The sequence below is a fragment of the Rhodanobacter denitrificans genome, from assembly GCF_000230695.2.
GTDB lineage: Bacteria > Pseudomonadota > Gammaproteobacteria > Xanthomonadales > Rhodanobacteraceae > Rhodanobacter > Rhodanobacter denitrificans.
The window spans coordinates 75,165-95,689 of record NC_020541.1 but is presented as its reverse complement, the minus strand read 5'-3'; the positions used below and the strand labels follow the sequence as shown (position 1 = coordinate 95,689).

Below are 20,525 nucleotides of genomic sequence, written 5' to 3'. Positions count from 1 at the left end.
GAACCCCGTTCCTCGGCCGTTTCACCCAAGGATCCCGCCATGAAGAAGAAACCCGTCACCGACCAGGCATCCCTGCTGCGCAAGCAGCGTGCGCCGCTGGTCACACCCACCGACCTCGATGCCAGGGCCACCCGCGATGTGGCCGGCGCGATGAACGCGATCCTGGCCGACGTGTTCGCGCTGTACCTCAAGACCAAGAACTTCCACTGGCACATGAGTGGGCCGCATTTCCGCGACTACCACCTGATGCTCGACGAGCAGGGCGACCAGCTGTTCGCGATGACCGACCCGATCGCCGAGCGCGTGCGCAAGCTCGGCGGCACCACGCTGCGCTCGATCGGCCACATCGCACGGCTGCAGCGGGTCGACGACAACGACGCCGAATACGTCGAGCCGGCGGACATGCTGGCCGAACTGCGCGAGGACAACCTGGCGCTGGCCGCGCGCCTGCGCGAAGCCCATGAAGTCTGCGACAAGCGCCGCGACATCGCCACCGCCAGCCTGATCGAGAACTGGATCGACGAGACCGAACGGCGCACCTGGTTCCTGTTCGAGACCGCCCGCCGCAGCGATTCGACCGGCCACTGAAAGGCCCATCCGCACTTCCGCGGCAACACCACCCACTTCCGAGGAACCCCCATGAAGACCTACAAAGTCGGCTATCTCGTCGGCAGCCTCGCCAAGGGCTCGATCAACCGCCTGCTGGCCAAGGCGCTCGTGCGGCTCGCACCACCGGGGCTGCAGTTGGTGGAGATCCCGATCCGCGAGCTGCCGCTGTACAGCTACGACTACGACGCCGACTACCCGCCGGTGGCACGCGCGTTCAAGCAGGCCATCGCCGAGGTCGATGCGGTGCTGTTCGTCACCCCGGAGTACAACCGCTCGATTCCCGGCGCGCTGAAGAACGCGATCGACTGGGCCAGCCGGCCGTGGGGCAAGAACTCGTTCGCGCGCAAGCCGTCCGGCGTGATCGGCACCTCGCCCGGCGCGATCGGCACCGCGGTCGCCCAGCAGCAGTTGCGCGGCGTGCTGTGCTTCTGCAACTCGCCGCTGATGAACACCATGGAGGCATACATCCAGTTCAGGCCGGGGCTGATCGCCGAGGATGGCACGGTCAGCGACGAATCGACCACCGAATTCCTCGGCAACTACATGAAGGAACTGCACCTGTTCATCGAGCGCGTGCTGATCGTGCTGCCTCGCGAGGGCTGAGCGAAACCGCGGCGGGCGCATGGCCGGATCCGCCACGGCGGGGACTCCGTCCACGCGCCTGACCGTGCATGCCGCCCTGGTCGGCAACCTGCTGGTCGCCACCACCAAGACCGTGGCGGCGGCACGGACCGGCAGTTCGGCCATGCTCAGCGAGGCAGTGCATTCCTTCGTCGACACCGGCAACGAGGTCCTGCTGCTGTAAGGCATGCGCCGCTCGCAACGCCGGGCCGACCCGGAGCATCCGCTGTGGGCTACGGTCGCGAGCTGTATTTCTGGAGCTTCATCGTGGCGCTGCTGGTGTTCGCGCTCGGTGCGGGCGTGTCGCTCTACCGGGGCATCCGGCATGCCCGCCAGCCGCGGCCGATCAGCCTGCGGATTCGCCGGCTCCACCCGGAGGTCGTGGCACTGTTCGTGAAACCGCAGACCCACCGGGCTTTCCGGGAAAGCGTTCACCGACGGGCGGGCGAGCCTCCGGAAACCGGATGACCGCCGCCCGGCGAAGGCCAGGCGACGATCATCGTGCTCTTCCGGCTTGCGCCCTACTTGCTTCCGATCTGTGCGTCGACGCTGGCCGTACCGCCGCCATTCCTGACGAACCACAGCAGGCCGCCGGCGATCGAGAGGTTTTTCATGAAATTGATCGCCTGCGCCTGGTCGGCAAAATGCGTGTGCGCGACCAGCGCCGAGCCCACGCTGAACAACGCGATCACGGCCGCCACCCAACGGGTCTTGAAACCGAACAGCAGGGCCAGCCCGCCGCCCAGTTCAATCAGGATCACCAGGGGCGTCACCAGGCCGACCATGGGGATGCCCATCGAGGCCAAATAGCCTTCCGTGCCGCTGAACCCGATCAGCTTCTGCCAGCCGGAGATGATGAAAAGCTGCGCCATCAGGATGGCGTGCCACTGCGCTGATCAACTTGTCCACGACGTTCTCCTCGGATCTCGTCAGATTGAATATGCCGGCTCGTCCAGGACGGGCGGCATGCCCGGATTGGGCTTGAACCTCGCAACATCAACATGGCGGGATGACCAGCAGTCACACACGTCGTCCGGCTGCGATCATCGCCCTGGAGACGACGGCACGCAATCCGTCCACAGGCCCGGACGGGAGACGCGGGCGCCCATGGTTGCGGGTGCCCCGCGGGTTCCGATGAGGGAAAGCCTTCTGCCATTTCTTGCGGCAAGGCACGCTGTCCGCGCCTTGCCTCTGGCCGCCTCGGGCCTTCACCTTTCTTGTACCGCCGGCGGCATGGTTTTTCCGAACAGCCCGACCCCTCGCGTGGCCGATCTACCGAGGCCGCCTACTTTCGCCTGCGGCGCGTACGGCACTTGGACCAGCAAGCTCCTTGGCGGGGTGTCTCAAGAACAAGTCGCACCAGATTGGGAATTGAACGGAACTGGTGGTGACCGACGCGGGGCACGCGGAGCTGATGGCACGGCTGGCGATCCGCAAGGCGCCTGCGATTCCATGCGCACTTCATCTCCGCCTGTGCCCCTTGACTCAATCGGGTCGAACGTTCTCCCGGCAAGATCGGCGAGCAAAGGATCAGGCGCAGCACACGCACCCGCGTGGCTGGTCTGGAGCAATCCGTTCGCGAGTACGTCGACCGGCGCAACGCCGATCCCAGACCTTTCGTCCGGTACAAGAGCGCCGGTACGATTCTCGCCAAGCTCGCGCGGGCAACGGCCAGCCTCGTTCAAACTTTTTCTTGGGACACGACGCCAGGGATGCCCTGGTTCGCGCGCCAGGTCACCCGGCATTCCTTGCCCGGACCCGCACCGGACGCCAGCTCCCATCCGTGAAGCGACCGTGTGACGGCCGGCAGGTGGGCAGAACGGTCATGCGGCAAACTTGTCGATCAATGCGGATCCACAACAAGCATCGTGAATCCGCTTACCGGCTTGCCCTTTACCGCACTCTTCGCGCCCACCAGGAAAATCTCGTGCGATGCGGGGTCAAGCGCCAAGGTACGCGCGCTTTTCAGCGTCGGGACGGCCTTTGCGGAGGAGTAGTGGTCTTTGTCCACCTGGTGGATCACGTCCAGCACGCCTTCCCGGCTCGAACTGAAAACCGTGTGGGTCCGAGCATCGTAGGCGACCGCATCGGGGGCCTTGCCGATCGGCAGCCTGGCGACCTGATGTCCGGAGCCGGCATCCGTGACGATCAGCCATCCGTTCGCGCACACGGAAAACAGCCGCTGGTTCACCGCGTCCAGTGCGAGGCCGGTCGGGCCTTCGCATGGCGACAGGGACCAGGTCTGCTTTACGGCATTGGCCCTTGTATCGATATGCGCCAGCTCGCCCTTGTCCTCGAGATTGACGTACACGTTTCCATGCCCATCGCTTGTGGCGAATTCGGGGTTGCCCGCAAGGGCGATGGTCTGCAGCTCTTTGCCGAGCCTGGGATCGATCACGCTTATGCTGTTGCTGTCCCCGTTCATCGCCAGGACGTGCGACGTCGCGCTGTCGTAAATGATGGCGTCGGGATCTTTTCCGCCAACGGGAATGCTGCCTGCCACGGCGAGTGTCTTGAGATCCACGACGCTGACATCGTTCGCGTCCCCGTTGGTGACGTAGGCGCGCTGCAGATCCGGCACCAGCGCAACGCCATGTGCGTGTTTCATCCCCGGGATCTCCTTGACCACCTTGCCGCTTTTCGTGTCGACAACCATGACGCGATTGTCGCGAGCGACGAAGAGACGATTGGTGGAAGGGTCGAGCGTCAAATAGTCCCAGCCACCCGATCCTCCCAGCGCGTACTGATGCGTAACCCGGTAGTTACCCGACGGTGGCGCAGCACCCCATGACGGAGCCACGACCATGCACGCGAGGGTCAGAACCCATGCCATTGTCTTCAATTGATCATCCTCAGCTACGCAAGTTGACTGACACGCAGGTGGCGAGTCTAGCCAGAAGGACCACGCATCGGCAGCTTACGGATCGGTAAGTGCGCAGCAACTTGTCTGTCACAGCCCCCGCCTAGCTTCGAGGGACTTCCCACTCCCCAGCCCCACCACGCTCCGCGCGGTGGAACGGATGGTTTGTCCCCGATTGAGGCCAGCTCGATGCACCGTTCAAAATTACGCGTTGCCCTGCTTAGTTGCACCATCCTCTCGTGTCTCGGGGCACTGAGCGCGCCGACGGATGTGTTTGCTTTTGCGGCTACGGCGTCGGATACGCCGGCCCCGGCGCATGACGGATCGACAGCGAGCGACACTGCCAACGCAAGTGGCGCCGATCGCCAGCACAGGCAGAAGTCCAAGCAGGAAGTAAAAGACCTGCAGGGAGTCAGTGTTGTAGCCCCGCGCACGTCCGATGACATTGCCCGCAAGACGCAGGAAAACGCGCCCAACCTGATCAATATTCGTACCGAGGAACAAATCCGGGCGCTGCCGGATGTGAGTGCCGCCGAAGCCGTTCGCCGCATTCCCGGCATCTCGCTGGAAACCGACGAGGGCGAAGGTCGCTATGTCAACATCCGCGGATTCGACGCCGATCTGAACAGCACCACCTACGCTGGTGTCCGGCTTCTTCCCACCAACAATGCCTCGCCGTTCGGCGGTTATCGCGGCGTGGCCCTGGATTCCATCCCGGTGGGCTTCATCGGCGCCGTCAAGGTGACGAAGTCGAACCTGCCGAGCCAGGATGCGGAGGCCCTCGGCGGCACGATCGAAGTGCTGCCGAAACGGGCCCCCGATGAGCAGGGCGCGTTTTTCGAGGGCAGCGCGGGCGGCGGTTACGAGCCGCTGCGCGGCACGCCGATCAGCGAATTCTCGCTGGTGGGAGGTGGCCGATTCGGTCCCTTCTCGATCGTCCTGACGGCATCGGGCCACAACGATTCACGCGGCATCGATGACGTCGAGCCCGCCTATTTCAACGATTCGGCGCATCCGTACCAGGCGGTGAACGATATCGAGCAGCGCGATTACGAGCTGCACCGCCGGCGCCACGGCTACGCGATGGATATCGACTATCAGCCCGATGACGACAACGACTGGTATTTCCGTGCCTTCGATGCGGGCTACACCGAAAGATACAAGCGCCAGTTCATGGACATCCTGCCTGACGGCAACACCACGGTGCTGTCGAACGGAACGCTGCAGGATACCCTCTCTTTCCCGGGCGCGATCACCAAATCGCTGCGCGACGAGCAGGAAACGTCCACCGAGCGACTCTACATGCTGGGCGGCAAGAACATCCTGGGCGACACGACCGTGGACTATCACGTCGCCTACGTCGAGGGCACGTACAAGAAGCCCTTCGACTACAACTCCACGTTCACGTACAACTCCCCTTCCACGCCAGCGGGGCAAATCACGTACGGCCCGACGGGTCCCGGCCACGTTCCCGTCTACACGCTCTCGAACGCGCCGGGCTACCTCGATCCGGCCAACTACGCACTGACCAGCCTCAGCAACAGCACGGCGTACAACTTCGACCGTGAAATGTCGTACGCCATCAATTCCGATACGCCGGTGAATTGGGGGAGCCTGACGGATCAAAACCTGCGGTTCGGCCTGAGCGTGCGCCAGCGGCATAAACGGACGACGGCACAACCGTACACGCTCAATCCCACTGCCCTGCCATTGACCGCCGTCTCAAGCGGTTCCAACGAAACCTACTACGACGGGCTCTATCAGAACGGCGTGGATATCGCCCCCGGCGTCTTGCGGGGCATCTTTGGCCAAGGCACGATCGAGGCCGGCGATGTATTGAGCGCCCAGCAGCAGTACCTCGACGCGCATGAGGACATTTCCGCGGCCTACGGTGAATACACGGGCAGCTACGGCAACCTCGGCATACTCGCCGGCGTTCGTTTCGAACAGACGCATGATCGAAGCGGCGCATTCTCCGCCGGCATGGACGCCTCCGGCAATCCATTCGCGTATCCGATCAACATCAAGCACAACTACGACAATTTCTTCCCAAGCCTCCAGTTTCGCTATGAACTGGCGCCCGACACGATCCTGCGCGCGGCTTATTCGTCGACCATTGGCCGCCCGGGCTTCAACCAGGCCAACCCGGCGCTGGCGATCGACGTGGGCTCGGGCATCGTCACCACCGGCAACCCGTCGCTAAAACCAGCGACGGCCAACAGCTTCGATTTCAGCATCGAGCACTACCTGGACGGCGGCGGCATCATGTCCGCCGGGGTGTTCGACAAGGAAATCTCCAACTACATCATCCCGATCGAGACGACCCAGACACTGCCGAACAACAACCTGTACCCGGGCAGTCCGCAGCCGTTCCATATCTTCACGTTCGAAAACATCGGCTCCGCATACGCGCGCGGCCTGGAGCTGAACTGGGTTCAACAGTTCCGCAACCTGCCGGGCTGGCTCGATGGCCTGGGTGCCAGCGCCAACTACACTTGGGTCAATTCGCGGATCCAGATCCGTCCCGGCGAGTATTCGCTGCTCCCGTCGACATCGAAGAACACCTGGAACGCCTCGATCTTCTACAAGCGCGCTGGTCTCTCGCTGAACCTGGCGGCGTATTCGGTATCGTCCGACCTGTTCGGCATCGGCACCGATCGCACCAGCGACATCTACAACGCACGCCGCACATCGATGGACTTCAGCGCCAGCTACGAGTTTCCGGCAGACTGGTCGATCTATTTCTACGCCAAGAACCTGCTCGATACGCCCCATGCATTCTATCAAGGCACCCCGGACCATCCGATCCAGCGCGAGTTCTATGGGATAACCTACATGGCAGGTGTGCGCTTCGAGTTCTGATCGGATCCGGGACGACATGCCGGTATCCGACCGCGCCAGCCACTGTGGACCGCGCCAACTTCAACGGGCCGGTCCACGGGCGTGTGGCGGTCCTTCCACATGCCGTGCCGGTTTGATCGGAGTCGGCTTCCGCACCGGCTGGCCCTTGAGCGCACTTTGGATAGCCCTGCCCGACGCAGCGAAGCAATCGCCTCATGAACATCCTGCTGATCGAAGACGACGCCGAGACCCAGGCCTATATCACCAGGGAGCTGACGAAACTTGGCCATGTGGTCGAACAGACGATGGACGGCCGGGAAGGATTGCAGCGCGCCTCATCGCAGGAACACGACGTACTCGTCATCGATCGCATGTTGCCGGGACTTGACGGCATGAGCCTGGTGAGAGCGTTGCGGTCGGCACGCGTGGTTACGCCGGTCTTGATGCTGACGGCGTTGGGCGACGTGGATCAGCGCGTCGAAGGCATCGACGCCGGCGCCGACGACTATCTTTCGAAACCCTTCGCATTCAGCGAACTGGCGGCTCGCGTCGGTTCGCTGGCAAGGCGGATGCAAATGGCGGCGCCTTCGGAGACGCTGCTGCGCGTGGCCGATCTCGAACTGGATCTGCTCAAGCGCGAGGCCTGCCGGGGCGGTCATGTCATCGACCTGCAGGCGCGTGAAATCCGCCTGCTCGAATACCTCATGCGTCATGCCGGCCACATCGTCACCCGCGCAATGCTGCTCGAAAACGTGTGGGAATATCAATTCGATCCACGGACCAGCGTCGTGGAGACGCACATGAGCCGGCTTCGCGCCAAGATCGACCGCGGCTTCCCCGGCGGCGAACTCATTGATACGGTGCGGGGCGCAGGTTACATACTGCGCTTGCCGGACAGACACTGAATCGTGAACATCCGCACCAAGGAGCAGATCTCCCGGCTGTTGCACAGCGCCGCATTTCGACTCGGCGTTCTGCAAGCCGCATCGTTCGCCTTCGCGGCACTCGTGCTGTTTGCGATTACCTGGGTTTCCGTAAGCGGCTATGTCACCGCACAACTCCGTCAGGAAATCAGCGACGAATCGAGCGAAATGACCGCCGTGCCCGGCAGCATTCGCGTGGCCTCGATCAACAAAGCCGTTGCTCATGCGCAAAAGGGAACGTTCTTCTACGGACTGTTTTCCCCCCGTGGCGATCGCATCGCGGGCAGTCTGGCAAAGATGCCGCCGTCACTCGGTTGGACCAGGTTGCACGAACTTCGCCATATCGATAGCAAGCACTCCGTGCCCGGCCACCTTCTGATCAATTCGTCCCGTCTCGAGGACGGCAACATCCTGGCGGTGGCCCACGGGACCTTGCAGGCGGACCAACTGAATGAACTCCTGTTGCAGTCCTTCATCTGGGCCGGGCTCGCGGCCGTGGTGCTGGCACTGGCCGGTGGCGTGCTTACGGCCAGAAGTTACCTGAGCAAGGTCGAGACGATCACTCAGGCCGCATCGAACATCGTCAAGGGCGATCTGGGCACGCGAATCGTGGTAACGGATCGCGACGACGAATTCGACCGCCTCGCCCGCTCGCTGAACCGAATGCTGGCCCGACTTCAGTCACTGATGGAGGGCATGCGCCAGGTCTCCAACGATATCGCCCACGATCTGCGTACACCTTTGACGCACTTGCGCCACAAGCTTGAAGCCACGACGCTTCAGGTCACCAGCGTCGAAGGCTACCGGGAATCCTGCACGACGGCCCTGGCCGACGTCGACCATGTGCTGGCTACCTTTGCGGCTTTGCTCAGGATCGCGCAAATCGAGAACCAGAAGCAGCAGGAAAACTTCACTGATGTTGATCTCTCGGGCTTGCTTGGCGTGCTGGTCGGCGACTTCGCACCCGTCTTCGAGGATCAGGGCCGCAGTCTTCATGCCCGAATCCATCCGGGCGCGATTGTGCGCGGCGATGCGATGCTGTTGACGCAGATGTTCGCCAACCTGGTCGAAAACGCGCTGCATCACACCCCGCCCCACACACCCGTATTTCTGTCGTTGCTGCCGATGCCCGGATGTGCCCGGGCGATTGTTCGCGACACGGGACCAGGCATCCCGAAGCACGAGCGCGAACGCGTACTGCAACGCTTCGTCCGCCTGGATTCCTCTCGAAGCACGCCCGGGAGCGGCCTAGGACTCGCGCTCGTGACCGCAGTCGCCCAGCTGCACGAGATCACGGTAAGCCTGGGCGATGGCGAACCCGGCCTCGCCGTGCAAATCGACTTTCAACGACCCGTCTAGGCGCCGCGCAAGGCCTCGCGCCGATTCAGCACGCAGACACGCGACCGGCCGCCGTCCCGGTCCACGGGGCGCCTATCGCGCGACCGCCAAAGACGACGGGCGCCGCAGCGCCCATCGTTTTCAATCCCCCGATGTCTCCGCGATCGGGGGCGGGCAATACATCCGGAACTCCGGTAGATGCGTGCTGGCGCGGCACCTGGTGGCCGCCTTCATCGTCACCTCGATGCAGGCGTCCGTGAACACGCCGCCGGTCTTGAGGAAGTCACGATCCTTGTCCGGCGCTTCCGGCGCGGCGTCGAGGCTGGAGCACGCCTGCGGGATGGTCTTTTCTTCTTCATCGGCCGCTGCGCCCACTGAATAGCCATCGAATGCGGTCGACACCCGTCGAGGGTTCGGCACTCTCCACGCCTGTCGACGGCATCCCGTTATTTCTTGCAGCAATGCGTTCCGCCACATTCCCCCAACCATCTCGAATCTTCACGTCGCCTTGCACCGTAACCAGAGTAAGGTCGGGCCCGCCTTGGCAGCGGTCCCAGTCGCCAGCTGCACGGCAATCCGCAAGGGGGGAGGGTCAATGGCGCCGGAAGAACCCGACAGCGTCGCCGCGCGCCGCAACGGCCCCGTCGACCCCTCGCGTCGCCGCCTGCTGGCGGGCCTGCTCACCGCGTACACCGCCTCGCTGATTCCCTGGGCGCTGGCGCAGCCCGCGCCGCGCGCCGACCTCGGCGCGTTCACCGCGCTCTCCGCGATCCTGGTCGGCCGGCAGGCGCTGGATGCCGCGCAGGCCACCCGCCTCTACGACGCCCTCGCCGCCGCGCATCCGAACTTTCCGGCCGACGTGCAGGCGCTGCTGGCCCTGCTCAACGAACGCCACATCGATCCGCAACAGTTGCAAGGCGTGCTGGATGGCGAGCATTCGCCGCTGGCGCCGTTGCCGCGGCAGGTCCTCGGCGCCTGGGCGCTCGGCGTGGTGGGCAGCGGCGAAGGCGCGCGCTGCGTCGCCTACGAGACCGCGCTCAACGCGGTGATCGTGGCCGACGTGCTGAAGCCGCCCACCTTCGCCTACGGCGCGTACGGCAGCTGGACCAGCAAGCCCAATATCTGAGGAGTGGAAACCGAATGTCCGCACAGCTATCGGCTGACATCGTGGTGATCGGCTCGGGCATCATCGGCGCGCTGGCGGCGCACCGGCTGGCGCAGCAAGGCGCCTCGGTGCTGATTCTGGAGGCGGGGCCGCGGCTGGAGCGCGCCCGCGTCGTCGCTGCGTTCCGCAACTCGCCGATCAAGGGCAACTGGATGGCGCCGTACCCGCCCTCGCCGTGGGCGCCGCATCCGATCTACGTGCCGCAGGACAACGGCTACCTGAAGCAGGCCGGGCCGTATCCCTACCAGGCCGAGTACATCCGCGCCGTGGGCGGCACCACCTGGCACTGGGCCGCGCAGGCGTGGCGGCTGGTGCCGAACGACGTGCGCATCAAGAGCCTGTACGGCGTCGGCGTGGACTGGCCGCTCACTTACGAGGAGCTCGATCCGTGGTACCAGGAGGCGGAGGAGATCCTCGGCGTGGCCGGCGCCGACGACACCGGTTCGCCGCGCCAGCATCCGTTCCCGATGGAACCGGTGGCCGAGCCGTGGTCGATGCGCCGCTTCCGCGAGCGGCTGGCGCCGGCCTACCCGGTGGTCGCCAACACCGTGGCGCGCAACAGCCGCGGCTACGACGGCCGCCCCGCCTGCGTGGGCAACAACAGCTGCCAGCCGATCTGCCCGGTCAACGCGCAATACCTCGGCATCAATGCGGTGGAGGCGGCCGAGGCCGCCGGCGCCAAGGTCGTTCCCAACGCGGTGGTCTTCCGCATCGAGCACGACGCGAAGGGGCGCATCGCGGCGGTGCGCTACTACGCGCCGGACAAGAGCGAACACCGCGTCACCGGCGCCACTTTCATCCTCGCCGCGAACGGCATCGAGAGCCCGAAGCTGCTGCTACTGTCGGCCAGCGACAAATATCCGAACGGGCTGGCCAACAGCTCCGGCATGGTCGGCCGCCACTTGATGGACCACCCCAGCACCTCGCTCACCTTCTACGTCGACGAGGAACTGTGGCTGGGCCGCGGCCCGCAGAGCCCCAGTTCGATCAACACCCTGCGCGACGGCGCGTTCCGCTCGCAGCATGCGCCGTACCGGCTGGACTTCACCAACATCTCGCAGGTGCTCAACGTCACCGGCGACCTGATCAAGGAAGGCGTCTACGGCGTGGAGTTCGAGAAGCAGCTGCGCTGGCGCGCCGCGCGCCAGGTCAACGTGAAGAACGTGCTGGAGGTGCTGCCCCATCCCGACAACCGCATCACGCTCAGCGCGGAGAAGGACGTCATGGGCATCCCCAAGCCCGAGGCGCACTACGCGATCGACGACTACACGCGCCGCGGCGCGGACGTGTCCAAGGCCGACTTCGCGCGCATCGCCGAACTGATGGGCGGCACCGGCCTGCGCTACAGCGCGGAAGGCCAGTTCGCCAACAACCAGCACATCACCGGCACGATGAGCATGGGCAACGATCCGGCGAGCTCGGTGGTCGACGCGTTCGGCCGCACGCATGACCACGAGAACCTGTTCATCTGCAGCACCGGCGTGATGCCCACCGCGGCCACGATGAATTCCACGCTCACCGGCGTGGCGCTGGCGCTGCGCACCGCCGAGCACATCCTGCCGGCGAAGGCATCGCGCACCACCACGGCGGACAGCGGGCGCGAGGCGAGCCTCGCATGAACGTTTCGACCTGCGGCCGGCTGCTGCTCGCCCTGCTCGTCACTGCGTCGGCCCATGCCGCCGACACGACGGACACCACCCTGCTGCAACGCGGCCAGTACCTGGCCACCGCCGGCGACTGCGTGGCCTGCCATACCGCACCCGGCGGCAAGCCGTACGCTGGCGGGCTGACGGTGCCCACGCCGGTCGGCAACATCATCAGCACCAACATCACGCCGTCGACCACCGCCGGCATCGGCCGCTACACCGAGCCGCAGTTCCGCGACGCCCTGCGCAAGGGTATTCGCGCCGACGGCGCCCACCTGTATCCGGCGATGCCGTACACGTCGTATGCGCAGGTCACCGACGACGACGTGCGTGCGCTGTACGCGTACTTCATGCACGGCGTGGCGTCGGTGGACAACAGGCCGGCACTGACCCGGCTGCCGTTCCCGTTCAACCTCCGCCTGTCGATGGCAGGGTGGAACCTGCTGTTCCTCGACCGCAAGCCGTTCACGCCCGATCCGGCCAAAGACGCCAAATGGAACCGCGGCGCCTACCTGGTGCGCGGGCTGGCCCACTGCAGCACCTGCCACACGCCGCGCAACCTGCTGATGGCCGAGCGGTCGTCGCGCGAGCTGGCCGGCGGCATGGTCGGCAGCTGGTTGGCGCCGAACATCACCGCGGACGCGAACAGCGGCATCGGCGGCTGGAGCGAACAGGACCTGGTCGACTACCTGCAGCTCGGCCACGCCCGCGGCAAGGCGCAGGCCGCCGGACCGATGGCCGAGGCGGTCGAGCACAGCCTGCAACACTTCGAACCCGCCGACCTGCAGGCGATCGCCAGCTACCTGAAGACGGTACCCGCACGCCACGACCCGGCCGACACCCGCGCCGTCGGCGGCTGGGGCGCCGCGTTCGACGGGATGGCCGACCAGCGCGGCATCGCCCCGCCCGCCGACGCGGAGCAGTGGAGCGGCGAGCAGCTGTACGACGCCCACTGCGCCAGCTGCCACCAGGCCGGCGGCGAAGGCAGCTTCGACGGCGGCCTGCCGCCGCTGTTCCACAACACCGCCACCGGCCGCGTCGCCAGCGGCAACTTGGTGCTGGTGATCCTCGAAGGCATCCGCTGGCAGACCGGCGACTCCGGCGTGCACATGCCGGGCTTCGCGGGCGATCTGAGCGACCAGCAGATCGCCACCCTGGGCAATTACCTGACGCTGCGCTACGGCAACCCCGCCGCACGGATCACGGCGACGCGGGTCGCCAACCTGCGCGCCGGCGGCGCGCCATCGCACCTGGCCGCGCTGGTCCGGCTGGCGATGGTCGTGGTGGTGGTGCTGATCCTCGCCATCATTGTTCTGTGGCGCCGGCGCAAGCGGCGCCGGACTTCCTCCGGCCAGGCCTGACCCTCATGCGCCATCCACCCTGCACGATCCCCGGCCTGGCGCTCGGCAGCACGTTGTGGCTGTGCACGTTGCCGGCCCTGGCACAGCAGGCCGGCGGCTGGCTTGGGCAACCCACGCTGACCGGCGACTGGGGCGGCACGCGCACGCAGCTGCATGGCGACGGCATCGCCCTGCGCGCGCACTGGACCACCGAAAGCGCGGGCAACCTCTCCGGCGGCCATCGCCAGACCGCGCGCTACACCCAGCAGCTCGACCTCGGCGCGGACTTCGACCTCGACAAGCTGTGGGGCGTGCCCGACGCGAAGATCCAGTTCACCGTCACCGAGCGCGACGGCCGCAGCCTGTCGACCGACGCGATCGGCAACCAGTTCTCGGTGCAGGAGCTCTACGGCGCGGGACAGAACTTCCGCCTGGCCGCATTGAACTGGCAACAGGATTTCCTCGACCATCGGGTCTTCATGGAGTTGGGCTGGTCGCCGGCGGGCGACGACTTCGCGCGACTGCCTGCGTTCTGCAATTTCCAGAACGGCATCATCTGCGGCCACGCCAACGCGATGACCACCAACAGCGGCGCGCACAACTACCCCACCGCGCAATGGGGCGGCCACGTGAAGTGGCATGCCACGCCGGACTTCTACGCCACCGTCGGCGCCTATCTCAACAATCCCAACGCCGGCAACAAGGACCAGGGCTGGAACCTCAGCCTCAAGCATCACGGCGTGTTCCTGCCGGTCGAGGTGGGCTGGTCCAACGGCTACGGCAGCGGGCAGCTGCCCGCCGATCTCAAGCTCGGCGCGTACTACAACACCGTCGGCACGCCGGACGTCTACACCGACGTCAATGGCCAGTCGGCCGGCCTCACCGGCGCCGGTTTCATGCAGCACAATGGCCGCTCGGGCGGCTACTTCATCGTCGACAAGATGGTCTACCGCGAAGGGCCCGACACGAAACGCGGGCTCACCTTGGGCGCGATGGGCGGCGTGGGCGATGCGTCGACCGCGAAGTACCGCTACTTCTGGATCGTCGGTGGCCACTACCAGGGCACCTTCCCCGGCCGCGACGACGACGTGGTCTCGCTCATGGTCGCCAGCGGCCGCACCAACCCGCGGCTGACCCGCTACCAGCGCGACCGCGATCTGGTGGCGCCCGGCAGCATCGGCATCCAGCGCTACGAAAGCGTCGCCGAGATCGACTACGGCGCCAAGCTCACTCCCTGGCTCATCCTGCGCCCCAATCTGCAGTACGTGATGCACCCCGGCGGCACCGGCAGCATCCCCGATGCTTTCGTCATCGGCCTGTACACGCAGGTGACGTTCTGAATTGAACGCCGGGGCTCGGCATCATCCCCGCCTTCGCGGAGAAGGAGCACCGGAGCGCACCGCCGATCGACCACCGCACGTGGCCGGCGCCCAAGTGCCGGGCCGTGAACGCGCCCCAACCATCCCTGCCCATCTTGACTTCTCGGCCGCTCGCTTGTGGTACCTTTTGTCTTGATCAGTCAGACATTTCCGCGGCTCACGCGGCCACCGACTCTTCAGCCACTACCTTTGATCCGTATCAGTTGGATGGCGCCGTTACCCAGCCATTCCCGACAAGCAAAAGTCTGGCGAACATCGCAACGCCGATTCCCGGGGCAGATGAAGGCCAAAGCCATGTTCAACGAAAAGAAAGTTTCCCAGATGGCCGCGTTCTTCCTCGAGAAGGGCCACGGCAGCATGCCGGTACTGAAGCTCATGAAGCTTCTGTACCTAGCTGACCGCGAATCCATGGATCGCTACGACGAGCCGATTTCCGGCGACCGCATGGTTTCGATGCCGCACGGCCCAGTGTTGTCGCGGACGTTGGAGCTTATCAACGGCGAATGCTCGGATACCAACGATTGGTCTCATTGGGTCACCGGCAGGGCCGGTTACGAGGTCGGCTCGGCCAAACACGGGCCGCTGAATCGTGACTCATTGGGTGCACTCAGCGATGCCGACATCGAGGTTTTGACCGACACCTGGGATCGTTTCGGCCAGCTTGGCAAGTACGAGATTCGCGATCTCACCCACACGATGTGTGGAGAATGGACCGACCCCAAGGGTTCCATGAACCCAATCCCGCCGCGCGATGTCTTTCTCGCGTTGGGCCGGAACATGCAGCAGGCGAATGAAGCCCAGGAGCGTCTGGCCGAGGCGGCGATCGTGGATCGTCTGTTCGCCACGATCTGATGTTTTTCGCGACCAAGCGCGCGACGGTGCTTATACCGTCCGGGTCGATTGATCGACCCGATCTGCGTCATTTGTTCGTGCTGCTTTGCGACCCCTTTGGCGAGCCACCCAAGTGTTTGCTCGTCAGCCTCAGCACGGTTCGTCAGAACGCCTATTACGACCCCGCCTGTCTGCTGTACGCAGGCGACCATCCGTTCGTGAAACAGACCAGCTACGTCAAGTACAGCACCTGCCGGCTGGAAGAAGCCGCCAAGCTGGTGAGAGCCGTGGAGTCCGGTGTTTTCAGACAGCACGACATGATGGACGGCGCCATCGTGGCTCGGATCATTCGTGCATGCCTGTCTTCCAGGCACACACCGAAAGAAATCAAGGATCTGATCGTCGCCCACGGCTGGGTCGATGCCGTCGATGAATGATCTTCACCGCAGCGACCGCTGACCGCGGGTCCCACACGCAGCCACAACCGAACGATCGCAAATTCGGTTGGTAGATGGATTCGAGGCGGTGGGTTTCAATAGCAAGCGCATCGAGCTTGGCGGCACCGCCGAAACGACAACGGGCGCCAAAGCGCCCGTTGTCCGCATCACATGATGGGCCGGCTCAGAGCGAGTAGTACATCTGGAACTCCAGCGGGTGCGTGCTGGCACGGTACCTGGTCACTTCCTTCATCTTCACCTCGATGTAGGCGTCGATGAAGTCGTCGGTGAACACACCGCCGGCTTTCAGGAAGTCGCGATCCTTGTCCAGCGCTTCCAGCGCGGCGTCGAGACTGGAGCACACCTGCGGGATGTTCTTCTCCTCTTCCGGCGGCAGGTCGTAGAGGTCCTTGTCGGCCGGCGCGCCCGGGTCGATCTTGTTGATGATGCCGTCGAGGCCGGCCATCATCAGCGCGGTGAACACCAGGTAGCCGGAGTTCATCGGGTCGGGGAAGCGCACCTCGATGCGGCGGCCCTTGGGGCTGGCCACGTACGGGATGCGGCAGCTCGCCGAGCGGTTGCGGGCCGAGTAGGCCAGCATCACCGGCGCCTCGAAGCCCGGCACCAGGCGCTTGTAGCTGTTGGTGGTGGAATTGGCGAACGCGTTGATCGCGCGGGCGTGCTTGAAGATGCCGCCGATGTACCACAGCGCGGTCTGGCTGAGGCCGCCGTAGAGGTCGCCGGCGAACAGGTTCTCGCCGTTCTTGGCCAGCGACTGGTGCACGTGCATGCCCGAGCCGTTGTCGCCGACCAGCGGCTTCGGCATGAAGGTGACGGTCTTGCCGTTCTGGTGCGCCACGTTCTTGATGACGTACTTCATCGTCAGCAGCTCGTCGGCCTTCTTCACCAGCGTATTGAACTTCACGCCGATCTCGCACTGGCCGGCATTGGCCACTTCGTGGTGGTGCACTTCGACCTTCTGGCCCAGCGACTCCAGCACCTTGCACATGTCGGCGCGCAGGTCGCCCAGCGAGTCGACCGGGCTGACCGGGAAGTAGCCGCCCTTCACGCCCGGGCGATGGCCGCTGTTGTTGCCGTCGTACTTGTAGCGCGAGGACCATGCCGCTTCTTCCGAGCCGATCTCGTAGAACACCCGGCCCGGGTCGTTCTGCCAGCGCACCGAGTCGAAGATGAAGAACTCCGGCTCCGGACCGAAGAACGCGGTGTCGGCGATGCCGGTGGATTTCAGGTACGCCTCGCCGCGCTTGGCGATCGAGCGCGGGTCGCGGCCGTAGGCCTGCATGGTGCTCGGCTCCAGCACGTCGCAATGCAGGATCAGCTGGGTGTGCGAGCTGAACGGATCGAGGTGGGCGGTGTCCGGGTCGGGCAGCAGGATCATGTCCGACTCGTTGATGCCCTTCCAGCCGGTGATCGAGGAGCCGTCGAACATCTTGCCGTCCTCGAACGTCGACTCGTCGATCGCGTGGGCCGGGAAGGTGACGTGGTGGTGCACGCCGAGCATGTCGGCAAAACGGAAGTCGACGAATTCGACCTCGTGTTCCTGGATCAGGTCGAGCACGTGGTGGGCGGTGGACATGGAACAACCTCGACGTGGATGGATGAGCGGGATGAGGCGGATGGAGCAAGGCGCGTGCCAGCGAGCGAACCCGTTGCGCCGCAAGGGGTGGCGGGCTTCCGGGGTGCTTCGGGGCAGTCGGAAGGTTTCATGCTGGTGCAGTCGATAAAACGCATTGCACCATCATGGAACATCCGGCCGTGGCCCGGCCACCCGGCTCAGCCATCGTAGGCGCTTTCGCCGTGCGAGGTAATGTCCAGCCCCTCCCGCTCGGCGTCGTACGGCACGCGCAGGCCAAACACCACCTTCACCACCAGATAGCCCAGCACCGACACCACCCCGCTCCACAGCACGGTGATGGCCACGCCCAGCGCCTGCACGCCGAGCTGGTGGATGACCGAATAGTCCGCCGCGCCGGTGCCGCCCAGCGCCGGCGCGCTGAACACGCCGGTCAGCAGCGCGCCGACGATGCCGCCGACGCCGTGCACGCCGAACACGTCCAGCGCGTCATCCGCGTGCAGCAGCTTCTTCAGCCCGGTCACGCCCCACACGCAGCACACGCTGGCCAGCGCACCGATCACGATCGCGCCCAGCGGCCCCACCGTGCCGCAGGCCGGGGTGATGCCGACCAGGCCGGCCACCGCGCCGGAAGCACCGCCCACCATCGAGGCGTGGCCGCGCCGCACCGCCTCGATCGCCAGCCACGCCAGCACCGCCGCCGCGGTGGCCAGCAAGGTGTTGAGGAAGGCCAGCGCCGCGCCGGCGTTCGCCTCCAGGTTGGAGCCGGCGTTGAAGCCGAACCAGCCCACCCACAGCAGCGCCGCGCCGATCATGGTGAAGGTCACGTTGTGCGGCTTCATCGGTTCGCGGCCGAAGCCCAGCCGCGGCCCGACGAACCAGGCGCCGACCAGGCCGGCCACCCCGGCGTTGATGTGCACCACGGTGCCGCCGGCGAAATCCAGCGCGCCCTTCGCGTACAGGAAACCGTCCGGCCCGGCCCACACCATGTGCGCGATCGGCAGGTAGGCGAAGGTGAACCAGATCGCGGCGAACAGCAGCACCGCGCGGAAGCGCATGCGCTCGGCCAGCGCGCCCACGATCAGCGCGCCGGTGATGCCGGCGAAGGTGGCCTGGAACGCCACGAACACGTACTCGGGCAACGACACGCCCGGGGTGAACGTGGCCGCCAGCGTGTCTTTCGTCACCCCATGCAGGAACAGCTTGGCGAAGTTGCCGATCACCGCGCCGCCGCCGCTGAAGGCGAGGCTGTAGCCGTACGCCACCCACAGCAGCAGCAGCAGCGAGAACACCGTCAGCACCTGCATCAGCACCGACAGCACGTTCTTCGCGCGCACCAGGCCGCCGTAGAACAGCGCCAGCCCCGGCACCGTCATCAGCAGCACCAGCAAGGTGGAAGTGAGCATCCACGCCACGTCGCCCTTGTCGACCATCGGCGCGGGCGCGGTGGCGTGCAGCAGCGGCGCAGCCAGGAGCAGCAGCAGGCCCGCGCCGATGCCGCGACGGAACTTGAACGCTTTCATGGGGAACCTCACGGGGTGCGGGTCAGAGCGCATCGGCGTCGAGCTCGCCGGTGCGGATGCGGATCACCTGCTCCACGCCGGTGACGAAGAGCTTGCCGTCGCCGACGTTGCCGGTGCGCGCGGCGCGCTGGATCTCCTCCAGCACCGCGTCGAGCAGTTCGTCGGGCACCACCACCTCGACCTTGAGCTTGGGCAGGAAATCGACCACGTACTCGGCGCCGCGGTACAGCTCGGTGTGGCCCTTCTGGCGGCCGAAGCCGCGCACTTCCGTCACCGTGATGCCCGACACGCCGGCATGCGCGAGCGCGTCGCGGACCTCGTCGAGCTTGTACGGGCGGATCACGCTGGTGATCATTTTCATGGATGGCTCCGGATGGAATGTCTTTCAGAACGACCTGGCCACGCTCAGCACCGCCGTGGCGCCACCCAGGTAGTGGCCGCGCGCATTGGTGTACGCAGCCCGGCGCGCGTCGGTGTCGCAGTAGCCCAGCGCCAGCGACCAGCCGCTGCCGAAGTTGCGCGTCACGCCCAGCTTCCAGTCGCTGTACGAGGTGCCCGGCACGTTCGCCACGTGCTGGTGCCCCACGTGCGCGTTGAGCAGCCAGCCCGGCGCGAACTCCCGGCTCCACGACAGGTCCAGGTAGCCGCTGTGCCTGCTGCCGGCATAGCCGAACAGATCGGTGAACGCGTACGAGTACTTCAGCGACACGCTTTTCCAGGCCAGCGCGGCATAGCCCTCGGTGGTGTGCGGCCGGGTGGACCCCCGTGGATAGCTGCCCGGGTACTGGTAGCGATACAGGCCCGCATCCCAGCTCCAGCCGCCGCCGGCATCGCCGCGCCAGCCGGCGTAGAGATCCAGCTCCACGCTGCTGGAAATCGGCGCGGTGGAGGTCGAGGCATCGGCCAGCCAGCTCACGTTGCTGCCCCAGCCGCCGACGTACCCGCCGCCGGCATGGTCGAATTCCACGCCGGCCTGCACGGCAGGTCGGCGATCGGTCTGCGACAGGCCACGGAACAGGTAGTCGCTGACCACGCCGGCGCTGCCGAGCCACCGGCTGACCGGGGCGTCGCCGGCCCGCGCCGGCATCGGCGCGATGGCGGCCCATCCCGACGCAACCACCGCCGCGGACATCCAGCTTCGTCTCATGGGCCGCACTCCCTCCGCTGATGGTGCCTGGGTGATGGCCGTCCGGACGTCCAGACGTCCATGCGCCGTTGCGTCGCGGCCATGCACCTGGATGGCTCCCCCTGTCCCTCAGCAAGCCACGTGCCACGCGCGGAAACCGTGGTCGAGACGGCATCGGCGGCATCGCAACGAAGCGGCCGCGCCCGAGTTCGCACCATCCGCACCCGTCGAGGCGACCGCTTTGCACTGTTGCAGTGCGCATCCGGCCCGGCCGCCTGCTCGGCTGCCGGCC

The 20,525-nt window shown here is 65.6% G+C and carries 18 protein-coding genes and 1 pseudogene; 12 read left to right on the top strand and 7 right to left on the bottom strand.

From position 1 onward, the window contains the following. Positions 1 to 39 precede the first annotated feature (39 nt). The 3 genes and pseudogenes from R2APBS1_RS00460 to R2APBS1_RS19455 form a co-directional block, all read left to right on the top strand. The gene (locus tag R2APBS1_RS00460) at positions 40 to 588 is read left to right on the top strand and encodes a Dps family protein (protein WP_015446413.1); all 549 of its coding nucleotides are present in this window, start codon (positions 40 to 42) and stop codon (positions 586 to 588) included. Between the two features lie 51 nt (positions 589 to 639). After that, complete coding sequence (locus R2APBS1_RS00455) at positions 640 to 1,212, top strand: NADPH-dependent FMN reductase (RefSeq protein ID WP_007510216.1); 573 nt, start codon at positions 640 to 642, stop codon at positions 1,210 to 1,212. A gap of 19 nt (positions 1,213 to 1,231) precedes the next feature. Beyond that, positions 1,232 to 1,575, top strand: a pseudogene (locus tag R2APBS1_RS19455) (cation diffusion facilitator family transporter); the annotation flags it as partial. 176 nt (positions 1,576 to 1,751) lie between these two features. Here the strand turns inward: R2APBS1_RS19455 and R2APBS1_RS00445 are convergent. Together R2APBS1_RS00445 and R2APBS1_RS00440 are read right to left on the bottom strand one after the other, a co-directional pair. Then, a complete protein-coding gene (locus R2APBS1_RS00445; RefSeq protein WP_007510212.1) occupies positions 1,752 to 2,102 on the bottom strand; it encodes a DoxX family protein in 351 nt (116 codons plus the stop codon). A 971-nt stretch (positions 2,103 to 3,073) separates the two neighbouring features. Further along, positions 3,074 to 4,063 carry a YncE family protein gene (locus R2APBS1_RS00440; protein WP_027485119.1) on the bottom strand — a complete coding sequence of 330 codons (990 nt, stop codon included), beginning with the start codon at positions 4,061 to 4,063 and terminating at the stop codon, positions 3,074 to 3,076. Between the two features lie 216 nt (positions 4,064 to 4,279). Here R2APBS1_RS00440 and R2APBS1_RS00435 point away from each other — a divergent pair, with 216 nt between their 5' ends. The 3 genes from R2APBS1_RS00435 to R2APBS1_RS00425 all read left to right on the top strand — a co-directional run bounded on the left by R2APBS1_RS00435 (position 4,280) and on the right by R2APBS1_RS00425 (position 9,213). After that, on the top strand, positions 4,280 to 6,952 hold the full coding sequence (locus tag R2APBS1_RS00435; protein WP_015446411.1) for a TonB-dependent receptor: 2,673 nt from the start codon (positions 4,280 to 4,282) through the stop codon (positions 6,950 to 6,952). Positions 6,953 to 7,146: 194 nt separating this feature from the next. Next, entirely contained in the window at positions 7,147 to 7,836 is a 690-nt protein-coding gene (locus R2APBS1_RS00430; RefSeq protein WP_015446410.1) for a response regulator transcription factor, read from the top strand. A 3-nt stretch (positions 7,837 to 7,839) separates the two neighbouring features. After that, the gene (locus R2APBS1_RS00425) at positions 7,840 to 9,213 is read left to right on the top strand and encodes a sensor histidine kinase (protein WP_015446409.1); all 1,374 of its coding nucleotides are present in this window, start codon (positions 7,840 to 7,842) and stop codon (positions 9,211 to 9,213) included. 120 nt (positions 9,214 to 9,333) lie between these two features. On the opposite strand, the gene R2APBS1_RS00420 is transcribed toward R2APBS1_RS00425, so the two are convergent. Next, positions 9,334 to 9,594 carry a hypothetical protein gene (locus R2APBS1_RS00420; protein ID WP_425476995.1) on the bottom strand — a complete coding sequence of 87 codons (261 nt, stop codon included), beginning with the start codon at positions 9,592 to 9,594 and terminating at the stop codon, positions 9,334 to 9,336. A gap of 193 nt (positions 9,595 to 9,787) precedes the next feature. Between R2APBS1_RS00420 and R2APBS1_RS00415 the strand changes: the two genes are divergently transcribed. The 6 genes from R2APBS1_RS00415 to R2APBS1_RS00390 all read left to right on the top strand — a co-directional run bounded on the left by R2APBS1_RS00415 (position 9,788) and on the right by R2APBS1_RS00390 (position 15,990). Next, the gene (locus R2APBS1_RS00415; RefSeq protein ID WP_015446408.1) at positions 9,788 to 10,318 is read left to right on the top strand and encodes a sugar dehydrogenase complex small subunit; all 531 of its coding nucleotides are present in this window, start codon (positions 9,788 to 9,790) and stop codon (positions 10,316 to 10,318) included. Between the two features lie 14 nt (positions 10,319 to 10,332). Next, on the top strand, positions 10,333 to 11,976 hold the full coding sequence (locus R2APBS1_RS00410) for a GMC family oxidoreductase (protein ID WP_015446407.1): 1,644 nt from the start codon (positions 10,333 to 10,335) through the stop codon (positions 11,974 to 11,976). Further along, positions 11,973 to 13,364, top strand: a complete 1,392-nt coding sequence (locus R2APBS1_RS00405; protein WP_015446406.1) for a cytochrome c — start codon at positions 11,973 to 11,975, stop codon at positions 13,362 to 13,364. Before R2APBS1_RS00410 ends, R2APBS1_RS00405 begins: the two co-directional genes overlap by 4 nt. A gap of 5 nt (positions 13,365 to 13,369) precedes the next feature. Further along, the gene (locus tag R2APBS1_RS00400) at positions 13,370 to 14,683 is read left to right on the top strand and encodes a carbohydrate porin (RefSeq protein WP_015446405.1); all 1,314 of its coding nucleotides are present in this window, start codon (positions 13,370 to 13,372) and stop codon (positions 14,681 to 14,683) included. A 333-nt stretch (positions 14,684 to 15,016) separates the two neighbouring features. After that, a complete protein-coding gene (locus tag R2APBS1_RS00395) occupies positions 15,017 to 15,574 on the top strand; it encodes a Panacea domain-containing protein (RefSeq protein WP_015446404.1) in 558 nt (185 codons plus the stop codon). Further along, positions 15,574 to 15,990 carry a hypothetical protein gene (locus R2APBS1_RS00390; RefSeq protein ID WP_015446403.1) on the top strand — a complete coding sequence of 139 codons (417 nt, stop codon included), beginning with the start codon at positions 15,574 to 15,576 and terminating at the stop codon, positions 15,988 to 15,990. Before R2APBS1_RS00395 ends, R2APBS1_RS00390 begins: the two co-directional genes overlap by 1 nt. A 184-nt stretch (positions 15,991 to 16,174) precedes the next feature. Here the strand turns inward: R2APBS1_RS00390 and glnA are convergent, their stop codons facing one another. The 4 genes from glnA to R2APBS1_RS00370 form a co-directional block, all read right to left on the bottom strand. After that, positions 16,175 to 17,587, bottom strand: coding sequence for a type I glutamate--ammonia ligase (gene glnA / locus R2APBS1_RS00385; protein ID WP_015446402.1), 1,413 nt, complete (start codon positions 17,585 to 17,587; stop codon positions 16,175 to 16,177). A 197-nt stretch (positions 17,588 to 17,784) separates the two neighbouring features. Next, positions 17,785 to 19,107, bottom strand: a complete 1,323-nt coding sequence (locus R2APBS1_RS00380; RefSeq protein WP_015446401.1) for an ammonium transporter — start codon at positions 19,105 to 19,107, stop codon at positions 17,785 to 17,787. Between the two features lie 22 nt (positions 19,108 to 19,129). Beyond that, positions 19,130 to 19,468, bottom strand: coding sequence for a P-II family nitrogen regulator (locus tag R2APBS1_RS00375; RefSeq protein WP_007510185.1), 339 nt, complete (start codon positions 19,466 to 19,468; stop codon positions 19,130 to 19,132). Positions 19,469 to 19,492: 24 nt separating this feature from the next. Further along, positions 19,493 to 20,254 carry a TorF family putative porin gene (locus R2APBS1_RS00370; protein WP_015446400.1) on the bottom strand — a complete coding sequence of 254 codons (762 nt, stop codon included), beginning with the start codon at positions 20,252 to 20,254 and terminating at the stop codon, positions 19,493 to 19,495. Between the last annotated feature and the right edge of the window lie 271 nt (positions 20,255 to 20,525).

Excerpts from the sequence above, each read along its gene's own strand:
- R2APBS1_RS00390 (WP_015446403.1), top strand. The coding sequence starts at position 15,574 with ATGTTTTTCGCGACCAAGCGCGCGACGGTGCTTATACCGTCCGGGTCG.
- R2APBS1_RS00380 (WP_015446401.1), bottom strand. The coding sequence starts at position 19,107 with ATGAAAGCGTTCAAGTTCCGTCGCGGCATCGGCGCGGGCCTGCTGCTG.
- R2APBS1_RS00435 (WP_015446411.1), top strand. The coding sequence starts at position 4,280 with ATGCACCGTTCAAAATTACGCGTTGCCCTGCTTAGTTGCACCATCCTC.
- R2APBS1_RS00455 (WP_007510216.1), top strand. The coding sequence starts at position 640 with ATGAAGACCTACAAAGTCGGCTATCTCGTCGGCAGCCTCGCCAAGGGC.
- R2APBS1_RS00430 (WP_015446410.1), top strand. The coding sequence starts at position 7,147 with ATGAACATCCTGCTGATCGAAGACGACGCCGAGACCCAGGCCTATATC.
- R2APBS1_RS00370 (WP_015446400.1), bottom strand. The coding sequence starts at position 20,254 with ATGAGACGAAGCTGGATGTCCGCGGCGGTGGTTGCGTCGGGATGGGCC.
- R2APBS1_RS00415 (WP_015446408.1), top strand. The coding sequence starts at position 9,788 with ATGGCGCCGGAAGAACCCGACAGCGTCGCCGCGCGCCGCAACGGCCCC.
- R2APBS1_RS00445 (WP_007510212.1), bottom strand. The coding sequence starts at position 2,102 with ATGGCGCAGCTTTTCATCATCTCCGGCTGGCAGAAGCTGATCGGGTTC.
- glnA (WP_015446402.1), bottom strand. The coding sequence starts at position 17,587 with ATGTCCACCGCCCACCACGTGCTCGACCTGATCCAGGAACACGAGGTC.
- R2APBS1_RS00405 (WP_015446406.1), top strand. The coding sequence starts at position 11,973 with ATGAACGTTTCGACCTGCGGCCGGCTGCTGCTCGCCCTGCTCGTCACT.
- R2APBS1_RS00410 (WP_015446407.1), top strand. The coding sequence starts at position 10,333 with ATGTCCGCACAGCTATCGGCTGACATCGTGGTGATCGGCTCGGGCATC.
- R2APBS1_RS00400 (WP_015446405.1), top strand. The coding sequence starts at position 13,370 with ATGCGCCATCCACCCTGCACGATCCCCGGCCTGGCGCTCGGCAGCACG.
- R2APBS1_RS00375 (WP_007510185.1), bottom strand. The coding sequence starts at position 19,468 with ATGAAAATGATCACCAGCGTGATCCGCCCGTACAAGCTCGACGAGGTC.
- R2APBS1_RS00460 (WP_015446413.1), top strand. The coding sequence starts at position 40 with ATGAAGAAGAAACCCGTCACCGACCAGGCATCCCTGCTGCGCAAGCAG.
- R2APBS1_RS00395 (WP_015446404.1), top strand. The coding sequence starts at position 15,017 with ATGTTCAACGAAAAGAAAGTTTCCCAGATGGCCGCGTTCTTCCTCGAG.
- R2APBS1_RS00440 (WP_027485119.1), bottom strand. The coding sequence starts at position 4,063 with ATGGCATGGGTTCTGACCCTCGCGTGCATGGTCGTGGCTCCGTCATGG.